This is a genomic window from Comamonas sp. Z1, from assembly GCF_008121555.1.
Lineage (GTDB): Bacteria > Pseudomonadota > Gammaproteobacteria > Burkholderiales > Burkholderiaceae_C > Comamonas > Comamonas thiooxydans.
In genome coordinates this window covers 96,137-112,356 of record NZ_VOQT01000005.1, presented here as the reverse complement: position 1 = coordinate 112,356, position 16,220 = coordinate 96,137, and the positions used below count along the sequence as shown (strand labels likewise).

General features: G+C 61.6%; 14 protein-coding genes. 8 read left to right on the top strand and 6 right to left on the bottom strand.

The annotated features are described in order from the left end of the window. Nucleotides 1-9: 9 nt before the first annotated feature. Both FSY45_RS11435 and FSY45_RS11430 read right to left on the bottom strand, forming a co-directional pair. Nucleotides 10-963 carry a DUF979 domain-containing protein gene (locus tag FSY45_RS11435; RefSeq protein ID WP_003074320.1) on the bottom strand — a complete coding sequence of 318 codons (954 nt, stop codon included), beginning with the start codon at nt 961-963 and terminating at the stop codon, nt 10-12. Then, the gene (locus FSY45_RS11430) at nt 960-1,679 is read right to left on the bottom strand and encodes a DUF969 domain-containing protein (RefSeq protein WP_046461001.1); all 720 of its coding nucleotides are present in this window, start codon (nt 1,677-1,679) and stop codon (nt 960-962) included. Before FSY45_RS11430 ends, FSY45_RS11435 begins: the two co-directional genes overlap by 4 nt. Nucleotides 1,680-1,972: 293 nt before the next feature. Here FSY45_RS11430 and FSY45_RS11425 point away from each other — a divergent pair, with 293 nt between their 5' ends. The 4 genes from FSY45_RS11425 (at nt 1,973) to FSY45_RS11410 (ending at nt 5,679) form a co-directional block, all read left to right on the top strand. Continuing rightward, nucleotides 1,973-2,650 carry a GntR family transcriptional regulator gene (locus FSY45_RS11425; protein WP_012836944.1) on the top strand — a complete coding sequence of 226 codons (678 nt, stop codon included), beginning with the start codon at nt 1,973-1,975 and terminating at the stop codon, nt 2,648-2,650. Between the two features lie 171 nt (nt 2,651-2,821). Then, complete coding sequence (locus FSY45_RS11420) at nt 2,822-3,805, top strand: TRAP transporter substrate-binding protein (RefSeq protein WP_012836943.1); 984 nt, start codon at nt 2,822-2,824, stop codon at nt 3,803-3,805. Nucleotides 3,806-3,884: 79 nt separating this feature from the next. After that, nucleotides 3,885-4,391 (top strand): TRAP transporter small permease, encoded by a 507-nt coding sequence (locus FSY45_RS11415; protein WP_003061770.1) that lies wholly within the window; start codon nt 3,885-3,887, stop codon nt 4,389-4,391. Next, nucleotides 4,384-5,679: a TRAP transporter large permease gene (locus FSY45_RS11410; protein WP_003061766.1), complete on the top strand. Its 1,296-nt coding sequence runs from the start codon at nt 4,384-4,386 to the stop codon at nt 5,677-5,679. Before FSY45_RS11415 ends, FSY45_RS11410 begins: the two co-directional genes overlap by 8 nt. Nucleotides 5,680-6,078: 399 nt before the next feature. Here the strand turns inward: FSY45_RS11410 and glmS are convergent, their stop codons facing one another. Further along, a complete protein-coding gene (gene glmS, locus FSY45_RS11405; protein WP_003061764.1) occupies nt 6,079-7,995 on the bottom strand; it encodes a glutamine--fructose-6-phosphate transaminase (isomerizing) in 1,917 nt (638 codons plus the stop codon). 136 nt (nt 7,996-8,131) lie between these two features. Between glmS and FSY45_RS11400 the strand changes: the two genes are divergently transcribed. After that, a complete protein-coding gene (locus FSY45_RS11400) occupies nt 8,132-8,632 on the top strand; it encodes an Lrp/AsnC family transcriptional regulator (RefSeq protein WP_046461000.1) in 501 nt (166 codons plus the stop codon). A gap of 127 nt (nt 8,633-8,759) precedes the next feature. Next, nucleotides 8,760-9,893 (top strand): diguanylate cyclase AdrA, encoded by a 1,134-nt coding sequence (locus FSY45_RS11395; protein ID WP_034361285.1) that lies wholly within the window; start codon nt 8,760-8,762, stop codon nt 9,891-9,893. 4 nt (nt 9,894-9,897) lie between these two features. On the opposite strand, the gene FSY45_RS11390 is transcribed toward FSY45_RS11395, so the two are convergent. Both FSY45_RS11390 and glmU read right to left on the bottom strand, forming a co-directional pair. Next, a complete protein-coding gene (locus FSY45_RS11390; RefSeq protein WP_003061759.1) occupies nt 9,898-10,695 on the bottom strand; it encodes an ATP-binding protein in 798 nt (265 codons plus the stop codon). Beyond that, nucleotides 10,695-12,134, bottom strand: a complete 1,440-nt coding sequence (gene glmU, locus FSY45_RS11385; protein WP_046460999.1) for a bifunctional UDP-N-acetylglucosamine diphosphorylase/glucosamine-1-phosphate N-acetyltransferase GlmU — start codon at nt 12,132-12,134, stop codon at nt 10,695-10,697. Before glmU ends, FSY45_RS11390 begins: the two co-directional genes overlap by 1 nt. Before the next feature lie 104 nt (nt 12,135-12,238). Between glmU and FSY45_RS11380 the strand changes: the two genes are divergently transcribed. Beyond that, nucleotides 12,239-13,219, top strand: a complete 981-nt coding sequence (locus FSY45_RS11380) for a LysR substrate-binding domain-containing protein (protein ID WP_046460998.1) — start codon at nt 12,239-12,241, stop codon at nt 13,217-13,219. A 186-nt stretch (nt 13,220-13,405) separates the two neighbouring features. Here the strand turns inward: FSY45_RS11380 and tyrS are convergent, their stop codons facing one another. After that, nucleotides 13,406-14,638, bottom strand: a complete 1,233-nt coding sequence (gene tyrS, locus FSY45_RS11375; RefSeq protein WP_003061750.1) for a tyrosine--tRNA ligase — start codon at nt 14,636-14,638, stop codon at nt 13,406-13,408. Nucleotides 14,639-14,829: 191 nt separating this feature from the next. Here tyrS and FSY45_RS11370 point away from each other — a divergent pair, with 191 nt between their 5' ends. After that, a complete protein-coding gene (locus tag FSY45_RS11370; protein ID WP_012836936.1) occupies nt 14,830-16,188 on the top strand; it encodes a M23 family metallopeptidase in 1,359 nt (452 codons plus the stop codon). Nucleotides 16,189-16,220: the final 32 nt, after the last annotated feature.

The window sequence follows — 16,220 nt, the reverse complement described above, 5'->3', positions numbered from 1 at the left end:
AACTCTCTCTTAACGGAACATCAGGAAGTTGAGCAGGAACACATTGACGATCAGCAGCGTGATGGCCGTGGGAACCTGCGCACGGATGACGGCATTTTTGTCAATTTCCAGCAGTGCTGCGGGCACCAGGTTGAAGTTGGCCGCCATGGGTGTGAGCAAGGTGCCGCAGTAGCCCGACAACATGCCGACCGCAGCCATCACGGCCGGGTCACCATGGTAGACGCCAACCAGCACGGGCACGCCCACACCGCCCGTCATCACCGGAAAGGCCGCAAAGCCATTGCCCATGATGACGGTGAACAGCGCCATGCCGATCACGTACACGGCCACGGCCACAAAGCGCACATCCATGTTGATGTAGGTGGTGGTCACATAGGCCACTGCCTTGCCCACGCCGGCATCCGAGAACACCAGACCCAGCATGCCCAGCATCTGCGGCAGCACCAGGGCCCAGCCCAGCGCGTCGATCAGGCGGTGCGACTCGCGCAGGCCCTGCACCGGGGTCTCGCGTGTCATCTTGCAGGCCAGCACCAGCGCGATCACGCAGCCGATGCCCAGACTGACCAGCGTGCTGTTCTTGGGGTCGATCAGGGGAGTGCCGCCAAAGACCAGATGCTTGGCCGACAGCGTGCCCACCATGGTGATCAGCGGGATGGCCAGCGCCGGCACGAACAGCTTGTTGCCCAGGCGCTTGGCGCTTTCCAGGTACTGCGCATCGGTGCGCGGCTGGTGCTTGCCGCCCATCACGCCGCCGAAGCCGGCAATCAGGGCCATGACGACCGCGACCGCTCCCACCCATACGGGCGGCAGCAGATCACCGACGAGGAACACCAGCGCATACAGCGCCCAGAACAGGCCAGCCGAGAAACGGCGCGGGTTGCTGCCATCGCGCAGCGTCATCAAGGCCGTCACCGCCAGCACCAGGCCGACGAGGTAGTACAGGTATTGAATGGTGATGGTCATGCCTGTTCTCCCTGGGCAGATTTCTTTTCCGCAGCAATTTCACGCGCCAGCTGCTTGTCCAGGCGATGCAGGCGGAAGGCATGGATGGCAAATGCCGAGATGGCCGTGGGAATGCCCCACAGCGCGACATGAATCGGCTCGACCTCGATGCCGGCCTCCTTGAGGAAGGTGGTCATCAGCACGATCGCGCCGAAGGCCACAAAGATGTCTTCACCAAAGAACAGGCCCACGTTGTCCGTGGCAGCCGACAAGGCGCGCAGCTTCTCGCGCACCTTGCCCGACAGCTTGCCGTAGCGGTTTTCCGTCGCGCCTTCGGCCATGGGAGCCAGCAGCGGACGCACCATCTGGGGATGCCCGCCAAGGCTGGTCAGGCCGATGGCTGCCGTGAGCTGACGCGCTGCCAGGTAGACGATCAGCAGACGGCCGGCTGTGGCCGACTTGATGGAGCTGATCCAGTTCTGCGCATGCTGACGCAGGCCATGGCGCTCCAGCAGGCCGATCACGGCCAGCGGCAGCAAGATGATGAGTGGCAGATTGCGGGTCTTGATGAAGCCGGTCCCGATGGCGGCCAGAACCTTGTCCAGCGGAAAGCCCGCCGCAAAGGCTGTGCCGATGGCGGTCACGATGACCACCAGCATGGGATTAAAGCGCAGCGCGAAGCCGGCAATGATGATGAGCACGCCGATCAGCGGCCACAGGTTTACGTCTACAGGCATGGAAGCCTCCGGAAATCACGCCCTGATCCGCTGCGCGGCGGGCTCTACCAAAGACGGGAACGCTATCGGCAACCCCGCCCAGCTCTTTTGAGGAAGGCCGGGCAGCTCTGCTTCAGACCTGCTTCATTCCTCATATTGTTGAACAATCTATTTAGATTGATTCCACAAATGAAATTGTTTGCAGAACAAATAGACTTTGTAATAGAGCAAACCCTAGGTTGCACCACTCTTTGGGACTTCTCTGAGTCAACAGAACGATGGCTACACTCTGGCGACAGCCAAAAGGGAACGCCATGAAAGTCGCAGCAGAGGTCCAGAACCTGACCGAACGCATCGCCGAAGAAATACGCAGCCAGCTGGTCAAGGGCGTGCTGAGCCCGGGCCAGCGACTGTCCGAAGCGGCACTCAGCGAAGCGCTGGATATTTCGCGCAACACCTTGCGCGAGGTGTTCCGCATGCTGACCAAGGAAGGTCTGCTGGTGCACGAGCCCAACAAGGGCGTATCGGTGGCCGTGCCCAGCATGGCGTCCATCATCGACATCTATCGCGTGCGGCGCATGATCGAGTGTCAGGCCCTTGCACAGGCTTACCCCATGCACCCGGCGCTGACGCGGATGCGCGAGGCCGTGGAAAGCGGCCAGCGGCACAGCGAGGCCGAGGACTGGTCCGAGGTGGGCACAGCCAATATGGCGTTTCACAAAGCCATCGTGGCCCTGGCCGACAGCGAACGCCTCAACGAGATGTTCTCGCATCTGCTGGCGGAGCTGCGCCTGGCCTTCGGCCTGCTGCGCGACCCGCATTTTCTGCATGCACCTTATGTGAGCATGAACCTGAAGATTCTGCAGATCTTCGAAGCCGGCAGGCCCGCGGAGGCGGCACAGGAGCTCAGTGCCTATCTGGTGCATTCCGAACGCATCATTCTGGCCGCCTATGCCCGGCGTCTGGCAGAGGCGGGGATCAAGGCCCCTTGAGGGATCTTGTTCAACAAAATGCCATTTTCAATAGAGGCAAAGCAATAAAACACCCTACGTTTCTTTGAAACTCGTTGAAATCCCTCATGGATGTTTGTTGAGACAAATGCTACTTTTGGCACAACTCTTGCCTGAGTTCATTCGTCTGCATCTCTTATCCGAGGAGTTCTCATGAAGCGTCGCATTTTCTGCGCCACCGCAACCTTGCTCGCCGGCATCGGCATTGCCGGTCATGCCATGGCACAAACCAAGTGGGATTTCGCCACCGCATACGGGCCTGGAAACTTTCACTCCAAGAACAACGAACTGTTTGTGAAGGATGTGGATGCTGCCACGGGTGGCAAGCTCAAGATCACGCCGCACTTTGGTGCGTCGCTGTTCAAGATGCCCGAAATCAAGCGTGCCGTGCAGACCGGCAATGCACAGATGGGCGAATTCTTTCTGGTGAGCTTTCAGAATGAGTCGCAGATCTTCGGCGCCGACGGACTCCCGTTCCTGGTGAGCAACTATGACGAGGCCTACAAGCTCTATCAGGCTCAGAAACCCGCGCTGCAAAAGCTGCTGGACAAGCAGGGACAGGTGCTGTTGTATTCCGTGGCCTGGCCTCCCCAGGGGATCTACACCAAAAAGCCCGTCAACTCCGCGGCCGATCTCAAGGGCATGAAGTGGCGCGTGTACTCCCCCACTACCGCCCGTATTGGCGAACTGATTGGCGCCCAGCCCGTGACCGTGCAGGAGGCCGAGCTGTCCCAGGCTCTGGCGACCGGCGTGGTGGATGGCCTGATCACCTCCAGCGCAACCGGTGCCGACAACAAGCTGTTTGAAAGCCTGAAGTACTACTACAACGTGCAGGCCTGGATTCCCAAGAATGCCGTGACCGTGAGCAAGAAGGCCTTTGGCGCGCTGGACAAGAGCACGCAGGAGGCCGTGCTCAAGGCCGCTGCCGCTGCCGAGCAGCGCGGCTGGAAAGAGTCCAGGGAAGTGGATGCACGCTCGATTGCCGCCCTCAAGCAAGGTGGCATGCAGGTCGAGCAACCCTCCGCCCAGCTCAAGGCAGACCTGGGCAAGATCGGCGCGACCGTGATCAAGGAATGGACGGACAAGGCCGGCGCTGACGGCCAGGCCATTCTCGACGGCTACAAGGCTGGCAAGTAAGGCGCAGATTGCATCGGCTCGCCCGACCCCGTCATCCGGGGCGGGCGGCCGACGACCTCATCCTCTCAGGAAGACAAGCATGCGCAAGTTACTCAACGGCCTCTATGACGGCAGTGCCTGGCTTGCCGGCATCGCCATGATCGGCGTGCTGGCGATGGTGCTGCTGACCATCACCAGCCGACTCTTTGGCTTCAGCGCCCCGGGCACCGATGCCTACGCAGGCTATGCCATGGCGGGCGCTGGCTTCATGGCCCTGGCCAGCACCTTGAAGAAAGGTGAACATATCCGCGTCACCCTGCTGCTGGGCGCGCTCAAGGGCAAGGCCTACAAGGCGCTGGAATTGACCGCCCTTGGCGTCGCCACCATTCTTTCGGCCTTTCTGGCTTTCTATTCCACGCGTCTGGTATGGCAGTCCTGGGAGATCGAAGACATCTCCGTGGGCATAGACGCCACACCGCTGTGGATTCCGCAGATCTTCATGGCTCTTGGCACGATTGTTTTTTTCATCGCGTTCTGTGACGAACTGGTGCTGGAGCTGCTGGGTAAACGCAAGGCGGTAGAGAAGGAGGGAACCCCTCATGAATGAAATCACCGCAAGCATTGCACTGATTGTGGTGCTGCTGGTCCTGCTTGGCGGCGGCGTCTGGGTCGGACTGACGCTGGCAGGCGTTGCCTGGTTCGGCATGGAATTCTTCACCGCGCGCGCTGCGGGCGATGCCATGGCCATGACCATCTGGGGCTCTGCCAGCAGCTGGACCTTGACGGCCTTGCCCCTGTTTGTCTGGATGGGCGAGATTCTCTACCGCACCAATCTGTCCGAGAGCATGTTTCGAGGTCTGGCGCCCTGGGTCAATGCGCTGCCGGGCCGCCTGCTGCACACCAATGTCATTGGCTGCACGATTTTTGCGGCAGTGTCCGGCTCCTCGGCCGCCACCTGCGCCACCGTGGGCAAGATGAATGTGCCCGAGCTGCGCAAACGCGGCTATCCCGAGAACATGGTGATCGGCTCGCTGGGCGGCCCCGCCACACTGGGTCTGCTGATCCCGCCCTCCATCATCTTGATCGTCTACGGCGTATCGGCCGAGCTGTCGATCTCCAAGCTCTTCATGGCAGGCGTGCTGCCAGGCATCATGCTGGCCCTGATGTTCAGCGGCTGGATCGTGGTCTGGGCCCTGATGAACCCGGACAAGGTGCCCAAGGCCGACAGCACCATGAGCTTCAAGCAGAAAGTCTACGAGTCGCGCCACCTGATCCCCGTCGTGCTGCTGATCTCGGGCGTGATTGCCAGCATTTACAGCGGCATTGCCACGGCGACCGAAGCCGCCGGCATAGGCGTGATGGGAGCGCTGATTCTGTCGGCCCTGCAAGGTGCACTGAGCTGGAAGAACTTCAAGGAATCGCTGTTCGGAGCCACCCGGCTGTACTGCATGATTGCGCTGATCCTCGCCGGTGCAGCCTTCATGACCTTGTCCATGGGCTATATCGGACTGCCACGCCAGCTGGCTGAATACGTGGGCAGCCTGAACCTGTCGCCCGCCATGCTGATTGCGGTACTGGGCCTGTTCTACATTCTCATCGGCTGCTTTCTGGACGGCATCTCCACCATTGTGCTGACCTCCGGCGTGGTTCTGCCCATCATCCAGGCCGCAGGCATAGACCCCCTGTGGTTCGGCATCTTCCTCGTGATCACAGTGGAGACCGCTCAGATCACGCCACCGGTGGGCTTCAACCTGTTCGTGCTGCAGGGCATGACGGGCAAGCAGATCACCTATCTGGCCCGCGTCTGCGCACCCTACTTCCTGCTGATGGTGCTGGCACTGGTCATACTGTGGTTCTTCCCGCAGATCGTGACCGTGCTGCCCAATAATATGTAAGCAAAATCGCTCTACTCGAACGCCCCGCAAGGGGCGTTTTTCATAGGCGAGCCAAGATGGCCGCATGCATGCCAGGACATGCGGGCTTCAACGCCGGGATGTTGATGCCGCATCCATCTGACAGGGTGTTACGAAAAATGCTCACTACGCTGTTAGATTAGTTGGGTTAGCCATCCAGACACATCGCAATGAAAGAAAAAATCAACTTCATTGAGAGGGAGCGCCTCTACCGACATGAACTCAAACGCCGCCGCGTGAAGTTTCTGCCCATGCAGGTACTGCGCCGGGTCTTCAAAGCGGCAGGAGTCTAGCCAGCGCTGAAGCCAGCCATCCACCTGTCATGCCAAAAACGAAACAGCGCTCCATGGGAGCGCTTTTTCGTGGCACGAAGCAACCGGCTTATTCCACCGTGACCGACTTGGCCAGGTTGCGCGGCTTGTCCACATCGGTGCCGCGTGCCACCGCCGTGTGATAGGCCAGCAGCTGCAGCGGCACCACGTGCAGAATGGGGCTCAGGGCACCATAGTTCTCGGGCATGCGAATCACATGCATGCCTTCGCTGCTTTCGATATTGGTCTTGGCATCGGCCAGCACATAGAGAACACCGCCGCGCGCACGCACTTCCTGCATATTGCTCTTGAGCTTTTCCAGCAGTTCGTCGTTGGGTGCCACGGTGACCACAGGCATCTGGCTGTCCACCAGTGCCAGCGGGCCATGCTTGAGCTCGCCGGCAGGATAGGCTTCGGCGTGGATATAGCTGATTTCCTTGAGCTTGAGCGCGCCTTCCAGAGCGATGGGGTAGTGAATGCCGCGACCCAGGAACAGCGCGTTTTCCTTCTTCGCAAAGTCTTCGGCCCAGCTGATGATCTGCGGCTCCAGCGCCAGCACGGATTGCAGGGCCACGGGAAGGTGGCGCATGGCCGTCAGATACTGCTGCTCCTTCTCTTCCGTCAGACGTCCCTTGGACTGGGCCAGCGCCAGCGTCAGCAGGAACAGACCTGCAAGCTGCGTCGTGAAGGCCTTGGTCGATGCCACGCCGATTTCCACGCCGGCGCGCGTGATATAGGCCAGCTCGCACTCGCGCACCATGGCGCTGGTGGCCACATTGCAGATGGTCAGGCTGTGCTTCATGCCCAGGCTCTGGGCATGGCGCAGGGCCGCCAATGTATCGGCCGTCTCGCCCGACTGGCTGATGGTCACGATCAGTGTCTTGGGATCGGGCACGCTGGTGCGGTAACGGTACTCGCTGGCCACCTCCACATTGCAGGGGATGCCGGCAATCGCCTCTATCCAGTACTTGGCCGTGCAGCCGCTGTAATAGCTGGTGCCGCAGGCCAGGATCAGGACCCGGTCGATCTCCTTGAATACTCGCCAGGCCGCCGCGCCGGTCTTGCCTTCCGAAGTGACCCCGTCAAACAGCTCGGGGGCAATGTTCTTCAGGCCTTCCAGCGTATCGCCCAAAGCGCGCGGCTGCTCGAAGATTTCCTTTTGCATGTAGTGGCGATAAGGGCCCAGTTCGGCTGCGCCGCTGTGCGCCATCACGGTCCTGACCGGGCGTTGCTGCTCTGTCAGGCGCTCGCCGCTCTTGCTGATGACCCAGTAGCGTCCTGGCTGCAGATCGATCAGATCGCCCTCTTCCAGGTACACGATCTGGTCGGTCACACCCGCCAGCGCCATTGCATCGCTGGCCAGGAAATGTTCCGCGCCGTCCTTGCCCACACCCAGAATCAGCGGCGAGCCGGCACGAGCGCCCACCACACGGCGGGGTTCATCCCGGTGCATCACGCCGATCGCATAGGCGCCATGCAGGCGAGCCGTCGCGGCTTGCACGGCTTCGAAAAGATCGCCGTTGTAGAGGCTGTCCACCAGGTGAGCAATGACCTCGGTGTCGGTCTGGCTGGCAAATACATAGCCCTTGGCCTGCAGCTCGGTACGCAGGGCTTCGTAGTTCTCGATGATGCCGTTGTGCACCAGGGCCACGCGGGCCGGCGCATCGGCATCGGCCACGGGCGAGATGCCGGGACCATGGCTGAAGTGGGGGTGGGCATTGCGTACGGCAGGCTCGCCATGAGTGGCCCAGCGGGTATGGGCAATGCCGGTGAAACCTTCCACATGCTCGGTCTTGACCTGCTCCATCAACTCGGCCACGCGGGCTGTAGAGCGCGCACGCTGCAAGCCCAGGCTCAAGCCGCTGGCATCCGCTGCCTGTACAGCCACACCACAGGAGTCATAGCCGCGGTACTCCAGCCGCTGCAGACCCTGGACCAGAACCGGAACGATATTGCGATGAGACACCGCAGCAACAATGCCACACATAGAGGTACACCTTAGGTTGTTTGAGCGAGCATGCTAACGGTTGCAATAAAAAATTTTCAACCAATAAAAACAACAAAATGATTGAAAATTTCACAGAATCGGAATATTGATTATTTATTCAATAAAATTTAAATAAATGAATGAAAATTCCATCAATCTGGATGACATCGACTTGCAACTGCTGCAGCAATTGCAGCTGGATTCCAGCCTGAGCAACCAGGCCCTGGCCCGGCATCTCGAGCTGTCTGCCCCTACCTGCCTACGCCGGGTCAAACGCCTGCAGGAGCTGGGTCTGATCGAGAAACAAGTCGCCATCCTGAGCAGCGAACACATCGCCCGCCTCACCGGTCATGGCCTGCAGGCCATTGTGGAAGTCTCGCTGGACCGGCAGGACAGCAGCTCACTGCTGCAATTCGAGCACAAAGCCGTGTCCGAACCCGGCGTGCAGCAATGCTGGCGCGTCTCTCCCGGCCCCGACTTCATCCTCGTCATTGCCACCATCGATATGCCTGCCTACCTGGCATTGAGCCAGAAGCTGTTCACGCAGGATGCCAATGTGCGCAATGTCAAAGCCTTCTTCAGCATCAAGCGCGCCAAATTCAGTACCGAACTGCCCTTGCCCGTCTCCAATCATTAGGGACTTGCACGCCTTTATTTTTGAACTGCCATGTGTGGTGTGGATGCCGCGCAAGCCCCTCAATATTTGATACAAATTGTATTAAATAGATTATTCTCGCATCCTTGACTTAAGCCAATTCCACCAGATGCCCTTGCATCGAGATATTCACCGCCGGACCTACCCTCTGCGCGCCTCTTATATGGCACTGGGCGGAGCGGTGGTGGCTGCGAGCCTGTCATATCTCCCGACCAATCTCGCCTGGTGGGCATTCACGACGGTCAGTGCGCTGGTATGGCCGCATATTGCTTTCTTGCATTCAAGCCGGCAACAGGATCAGTTCCATGCCGAGTATTTCAATTCTCTGATAGATGCGCTGATCGTCGGCTGCTGGATTTCTCTGATGCACTGGAGCCTGCTGCCCAGCATCTGCATTCTGGCCATAGGCGTGGCCGATCGCTTCTATACCGGTTTGAAGCGCCGCTGGCTGCCCTCACTGATCGCGCTGCTGTGCGGCATGCTTTTCATGAGCATCGCCATAAGGCCCACCCCGCAATGGGCCGCGCCACTGGCGGTACAGCTCAGCCTGCTGCCGCTGATCATCCTGCACAGCGCCTATGCAAGCTGGTCCAACAGCCGAATGCTCAAGACTCTGGCCAGGCAGAACCTGCAGCTCAAGTTGCTGGGGCGCATTGATCCTCTGACCACGGTATACAGCCGCGATTACTGGTGGAAAAAAGCCCGTGCCGCGCTGCATCAGCACCGCACCGCCAAGGAGCAGACCTGCCTGCTGGTGATTGACATTGACCGTTTCAAAAGCGTGAATGATCTGTACGGCCATATTGTGGGCGACGATGTTTTGAAAATGATCGGGCTGGCAATTAGAAACAGCCTGCGCAGCAACGATATTGCAGGGCGCTACGGCGGCGATGAATTCACCGTGCTTTGCAAGCACACCACGGCCAAGGAGGCATATTCGGTCGCCATGCGTATTTGCGAGAAAATTGCTCAGATACGCATTCGCGAATATCCACAGCTGCACATCAGTGCGAGTATCGGCGTTGCGGCAGCCGATGAAGGTTTTGGCTCGGTGACCGAGTGGATAAAAGCGGCCGACAGTGCGCTTTACAGTGCCAAGAGCGGCGGGCGCGACCAGGTGATGGATGCCACGCAACAACCCGAGCGGCAGCACAGTCCCTCGACCATGCCCATGCGACCGGAATCCACGCGAATCAGCCCGGCGAGCGCCGAGCAGGAAAGCCTGGACCGCGACGTGGTCTGACCACTCAGGGCAGGCAGGTGGGCCAATGCATCTGCAACTGGCATCCCGCATTGAGCTGGGCCTGGATTTCCGCCTCGCCGCCATGGCGGCGGCAGATATCGCGCACCAGCGCCAGGCCGATGCCGAGGCCCTCGAACTCGGCCTCGCGATGCATGCGCTGAAAGACGCCAAACAGCTTGCCTGACCGCGCCTGCTCGAAGCCGGCTCCGTTGTCGGCCACGGTGATGAAGCAGCCTCCCTGCCCGTCGCGCTGCACATCGACCTGAATGCGCGCCAGCGGCACGGCCCGCGTGAACTTGACGGCATTGGCGAGAGCTGCGTCCAAAGCCTGCTCCAGCAGACGCGGATCTGCCTGCAACATGGGGGCGACAGCGGGCAGACACCACTCTATGCGTCGGCCTTGCGCGCCTGCCTGCAGACGCTGGCGCAGACTGCCCAGCAAGGCCAGCAAGTCCACAGGCTGCGGCTGCAGCACATGGCTCTGAGCCCGATTCAGCTGCAGCAAGCCGTCGAACATGGCCGCCATGCGCTGGGCGGACTGATCCATGGTCTGGAGGAAGCTGCGCGCTTCCTCCAGGTCTTCGGCACCGGGGCTGGCGGACTGCAGCAGCTCGGCAACCAGCGGATTGAAAGCCAGCAGATGGCGCAGCGGCGCCCGCAAATCATGCGAGACGGCATGCATCCACTCCTGCTGGGCCGTGCGCAAGGCGGCCAGTTCGGCCTCGCGCCTGGCCAGCAGCGCCAGCGCTTCGTCCAGGGACTGAGGCGCCATGCTCTCCAAAGCTTGCTGCGCTTGTTCCATCAGGCTTTGGGCAGCTTTTCAGGGCGCTTCCAGTTGCGGATGCTGACCTGCCTGCCACGTCCTACCGTCAAGGCACCAGCCTCGGTGTTCTTGGTCACGGTGGAGCCACCGCCCACGGTGCCGCCGGCGGCAATCGTCACCGGAGCCACCAGCACGCAGTTGCTGCCGATATGCACATCGGCCTCGATCACGGTACGGTGCTTGTTCACGCCGTCATAGTTGGCAGTGATGCTGCCTGCGCCGTAGTTCACGCGCTCACCCACCGTGGCGTCGCCCAGATAGGCCAGATGATTGGCCTTGGCGCCGTCGGCCAGCGTGGAATTCTTCACCTCCACGAAGTTGCCGATATGCACTTCGCGACCCAGTCTGGCGCCGGGGCGCAGGCGGGCAAACGGGCCGACCAGCGCACCCTGGCCCACTTCCACGCCGGCCTTCTCGCCATCAATGTGCGTGAAGGGGTGGATCACGGCATCGTCGGCAATGCTCACATTGCTGAGATGGCAGTTGGCCCCGATCCGGGCGCCGGCGCCAATCGTCACCTTGCCGGCAAAGATGCAGTTCACGTCGATTTCCACATCCTGGCCGCAGCTCAGGTTGGCCTTGGCGCCGCGCGCATCGTCACGCAGGTCGAAGCGCGCAGGATCGGCCATGCGCACGCCCTGCTCCATCAGCTCGCGCGCCTGGCGCAGCTGGTGGGCGCGCTCCAGCTCTGCCAGTTGCAGCGGGCTGTTGACGCCCGCCACCTGCAGCGCATCGGCAATGCGGTGGCCCACCACGGGTACGCCGTCGGCCACGGCCATGGCGACGATATCGGTCAGGTAGTACTCGCCCTGGGCATTGTTGTTGTCGAGCTTGGCAAGCCAGGCCGTCAGATGCCTGGCGGGCACGGCCATGATGCCGCTGTAGATCTCGGTGATGGCGCGTTCGGCCTCGCTGGCGTCCTTTTGCTCGACGATGCGCTGCACCGTGCCGGCATCGTTGCGCACGATGCGGCCATAGCCCGTGGGATCGGCCATGGTCACGGTAAGCAGCGCCATCTTGTCGCTGCCGGCGGCATCGAGCAGACCCTGCAGCGTGTCGGCCCGGGTCAGCGGCACATCACCCGACAGCACCACGACCAGGCCATCGTCCTTGAGCGCAGGCACGGCCTGCTGCACGGCATGGCCGGTTCCCAGCTGGGGCTCCTGGCGCACAAACTTCAGGTCCATTGCACCATTGGCGCCATCTGCGCCATTGGCAGCGGCGATGGCCGCTTCCACTTCCGCAGCACCATGGCCCGTCACCACCACGGCCGAGCGCGCCTTGAGCTGCGCAGCAGTATCCAGCACATGCTGCAACAGGGCGCGTCCGGCCAGCTTTTGCAGCACCTTGGGATGGCGGCTTTTCATGCGGGTGCCTTTGCCGGCAGCCATGACGACGATGTCCAGAGGTGCAGTCATATTGATTTGTGGAATGAAAACCGCCTGATTATCGACCCATAGCCGTGCTCGGCAACTGCAAGCGCAGGCAACAGTCGCCGCAAACACCTTATGCTTGCCCTGCCATGCCTCATGCAACCACCAGCCCCACTCCGCTGCTTCGCACCCGCGCCGTCGGCGCCGGCCATCTGCGCGCCTTTCTGGCCGTGGCCCGACACCTGAACTTTCGTGCCGCGGCGGACGAGCTGGCACTGACCCAGTCTGCCGTCAGCCGCCAGATCCAGTCGCTGGAAGACGAGGTGGGCATCCCGCTGTTCCTGCGCCATTCGCGAGCCGTGGAACTCACGGGTGCCGGCGCCCAGCTGCTGCATGCCGTTCAGCCTGCACTGGAGTCGATCGACGCCACCGTGCGCCAGATCCGCCAGACCGTGGGCCGCAAGAGCGTGGCCATCACCACCTGGGCCAGCTTTGCTGCCATGTGGCTGATTCCGCGTCTGGAGGCTTTCCAGCGCGCCTATCCCGATATCGACATTCGCATAGACACGGGCGACGCCGTGGTGGATCTGGAGACCACCGATGTGGACCTGGCCATACGCTACAGCGCCGGCGTCGCCGATGCTTCGGCAAAGGCTTTGTTCGGCGAAGAGCTGGTGCTGGTCGCAAGCCCAGCCCTGCTCAGGAGCGGCCCCGCCGTGCACAGCCCCGCCGATGCGGCCCGCTACACCTTGATTGAAACCGGCGACGTGCACCGCATGCCCCAGCTGGAGTGGCTGAGCTGGCAACGCTGGTTTGCCGCCAACGGCTGCGACCAGCTGCAGCCGCCGCGCTGGCTGTACTTCAACTACGCCCACCAGATCGTGCAGGCCGCGCTGGCGGGCCAGGGTCTGGCCATCGCGCGCCTGCCGCTGGTAGCCGATGCGCTGGCGGCCGGCACCCTGATCGAGGTATTGCCCGAACATCGCCTGGCCTCGCCTCTGTCGTACTGGCTGCTGCAAGGCCCACGCAGCAGCGAGCGGCCCGAAGTGCAGGCCTTCTGTCAGTGGCTGATGGAACAAGCCCGCCAGACGCGCGACGCCATGCAAGGCGCGAGCGAGTCAACCCAATAAAAAAGAGAGCTACTCACGTATGACCTGCATCGGTTTCAAATACAAAGTGATTTGAAACGCAGATGTATCAAGCGTAAAAAGCTCTCATTTTTACTGTCACCTCTTTAGGCCGCGCCACAGCGGCAAAGGCCTTCCCCTGTGGCGCCAAGCGCAAAGAGGCGAATGGGGCGAAGCGCCCCAGGGCGCTCAGCTCAGCGTGACACGCGCAAACTTGCGCTTGCCCACCTGCAGCACAAAGGTGCCGGCATCCAGCTTCAGTGCGCGGTCGCTGATGACGTTGCCGTCGACGCGCACGCCGCCGCCATCGATCAGGCGGTTGGCTTCGCCGGTCGATGCAGCCAGATTGGCCTGCTTGACCAGCGCACCAATGCCCAGCGGAGCGCCGGACAGGCTGATTTCAGGGATGTCATCGGGAATGCCGCCCTTGGAGCGGTTGATGAAATCCTGCTCGGCCGCATCGGCGGCTTCGGCGCTGTGGAAGCGCGCGGTGATCTCCTTGGCCAGCGCCACCTTGGCATGCTTGGGATTGCCGCCGGCCTCGATCTCGGCCTTGAGCGCGGCGATCTCGGCCAGGCTCTTGAAGGACAGCAGGGTGTACCAGTCCCACATCAGCTCGTCCGAGATCGACAGCACCTTGGCGAACATGGTGTTGGCGTCCTCGGTGATGCCGATGTAGTTGTTCTTGGACTTGGACATCTTGTGCACGCCATCCAGGCCCACCAGCAGCGGCATTGTGAGCACACACTGCTGCTCCTGACCATACTCGGCCTGCAGATGCCTGCCCATCATCAGATTGAACTTCTGATCGGTACCGCCCAGCTCCAGGTCGGACTTGAGCGCCACCGAGTCATAGCCCTGCAGCAGCGGGTAGAGAAACTCGTGCAGGCTGATGGAGCTGCCGTCGGTGAAACGCGTATGGAAGTCGTTGCGCTCCATCATGCGCGCCACCGTGTACTTGGCCGACAGCTGGATCATGCCGCGCGCGCCCAGCTGGTCGCACCACTCGCTGTTGTAGCGCACCTCGGTCCTGGCCGGGTCCAGCACCTTGGCGGCCTGGGTGTAATAGGTCTCGGCGTTCACCTTGATCTGCTCGGCCGTCAGCGGCGGACGCGTGGAGTTGCGGCCCGAAGGGTCGCCGATCAGCGTCGTGAAGTCGCCGATCAGGAAGATCACCTGATGGCCCAGATCCTGCAGCTGGCGCATCTTGTTGAGCACCACGGTATGGCCCAGGTGAATGTCGGGAGCTGTCGGATCCAGACCCAGCTTGATGCGCAGGGGCACGCCGGTGGCTTCGGACCTGGCCAGCTTCTGGACCCACTCGTCCTTGGGCAGCAGCTCATCGACTCCACGCAGAGTGACTTCCAGCGCCTGGTTCACTCTGTCGGTCACGGGAAAACTTGTAACAGCAGATTGATTCATAAGGGTTTTTCGGCAGGCGAGGTAGGACGCGGCCGATATACTTGGAGGTTTGGTGTTACGGTCAATTCTAGACTGCTCCCTCATAAAGACCTCTTTGGATGGACTTATGGCACGGTAGAGCTGCTGGAGACGTGTCAGTCGTAACAAATACCAACTCCACCGACACGCTTTCCCAAGGATTTGATGTTTTGATGACTGGCTTGAAAAATGCCGGCGGTGCTCTGCTTGCGCGGCTGACATCGGCTCTGCAAAAACACCCCAAGCGCGCTACGGCGGCGCTGGCGACTGTTTTGCTGACCGGTGGCAGCGGCGCCTTCGCAGTGGCCAGCCTGGGCCCCGACCCCGCCGACCTCCCCGTACGTACACTGACCGAACCCGTCACCTCCCTGGCCGCCGGCCAGGATCTGGCCGATCTGACGGATCTGCAGTCCTTCTCCCTCTACCGTTCCGAATACACCCGCAGCAACGACACCACCGAGTCGCTGCTGCAGCGCCTTGGCATTGCCGACCCGCAGGCCGCAGCCTTCATGCGCAGCAACGAAGCCGTGCGCCAGAACGTGCTGGGCCGCGCCGGCCGCCTGGTGTCAGCAGAGACCACACCCGACCAGCAGCTGAGCCAGCTGACCGTGCGCTGGGCTCCCAGCGAAGATGGCAGCTTTCAGCGCCTGACGGTGGAACGTGTTGACGGCAAGCTGCAATCCAAGATCGAGACCGGCAAGCTCACGGCCAGCCCCCGCCTCGCGGGCGGCGTGATTCGCTCCTCCTTCTTTGCCGCCACGGATGCCTCCGACATTCCCGACAGTGTCTCCATGCAGATGGCCGACATCTTCCAGGGCGAGCTGGACTTCCGCCGCGGCCTGCGCAAGGGCGACCGCTTTGCCGTGGTCTATGAATCGCTGGAAGCCGACGGCGAGCCGCTGCGTGCCGGCCGCGTGCTGAGCACCGAGTTCTACAACAATGGCAAGTCGCATCAGGCCATGTGGTTCCAGGAAGCAGGCAAGAAAGGCGCCTACTACACGCTGGACGGCAAGAGCCTGCGCCAGGCCTACCTGAACTACCCCGTGGAGTTCTCGCGCATCAGCAGCGGTTTTTCCATGCGCGTCCACCCCATCCAGAAAACCTGGCGCGCTCATCTGGGCACCGACTTCGCTGCACCCACCGGCACCAAGGTGCGCACCGTGGGCGACGGCGTCGTGTCCTTTGCCGGCGTGCAAAACGGTTACGGCAATGTGATCTTTGTCGATCACGCCAACCAGCACACCACCGTCTACGCCCACCTGAGCCGCATCGACGTCAAGCGCGGCCAGCGCGTGGACCAGGGCGACATCATCGGAGCCGTGGGCTCCACGGGCTGGGCCACCGGCCCTCATCTGCACTTCGAGTTCCGCGACAAGGGCGAGCAGCGCGACCCGCTGACCATTGCCCAGATCACCGACGCCGCCCAGCCCATCTCCAAGGCTGCCCGCCCGGCCTTCGAGCAGCAGGCAGCGCAGATGCGCATCGAACTTAACGCCGGCACGCAGTCGTTCGCCTTGGCCAGCACACGCTGATCCATCGCTGCGACACAACCTGAGGGCTGCAA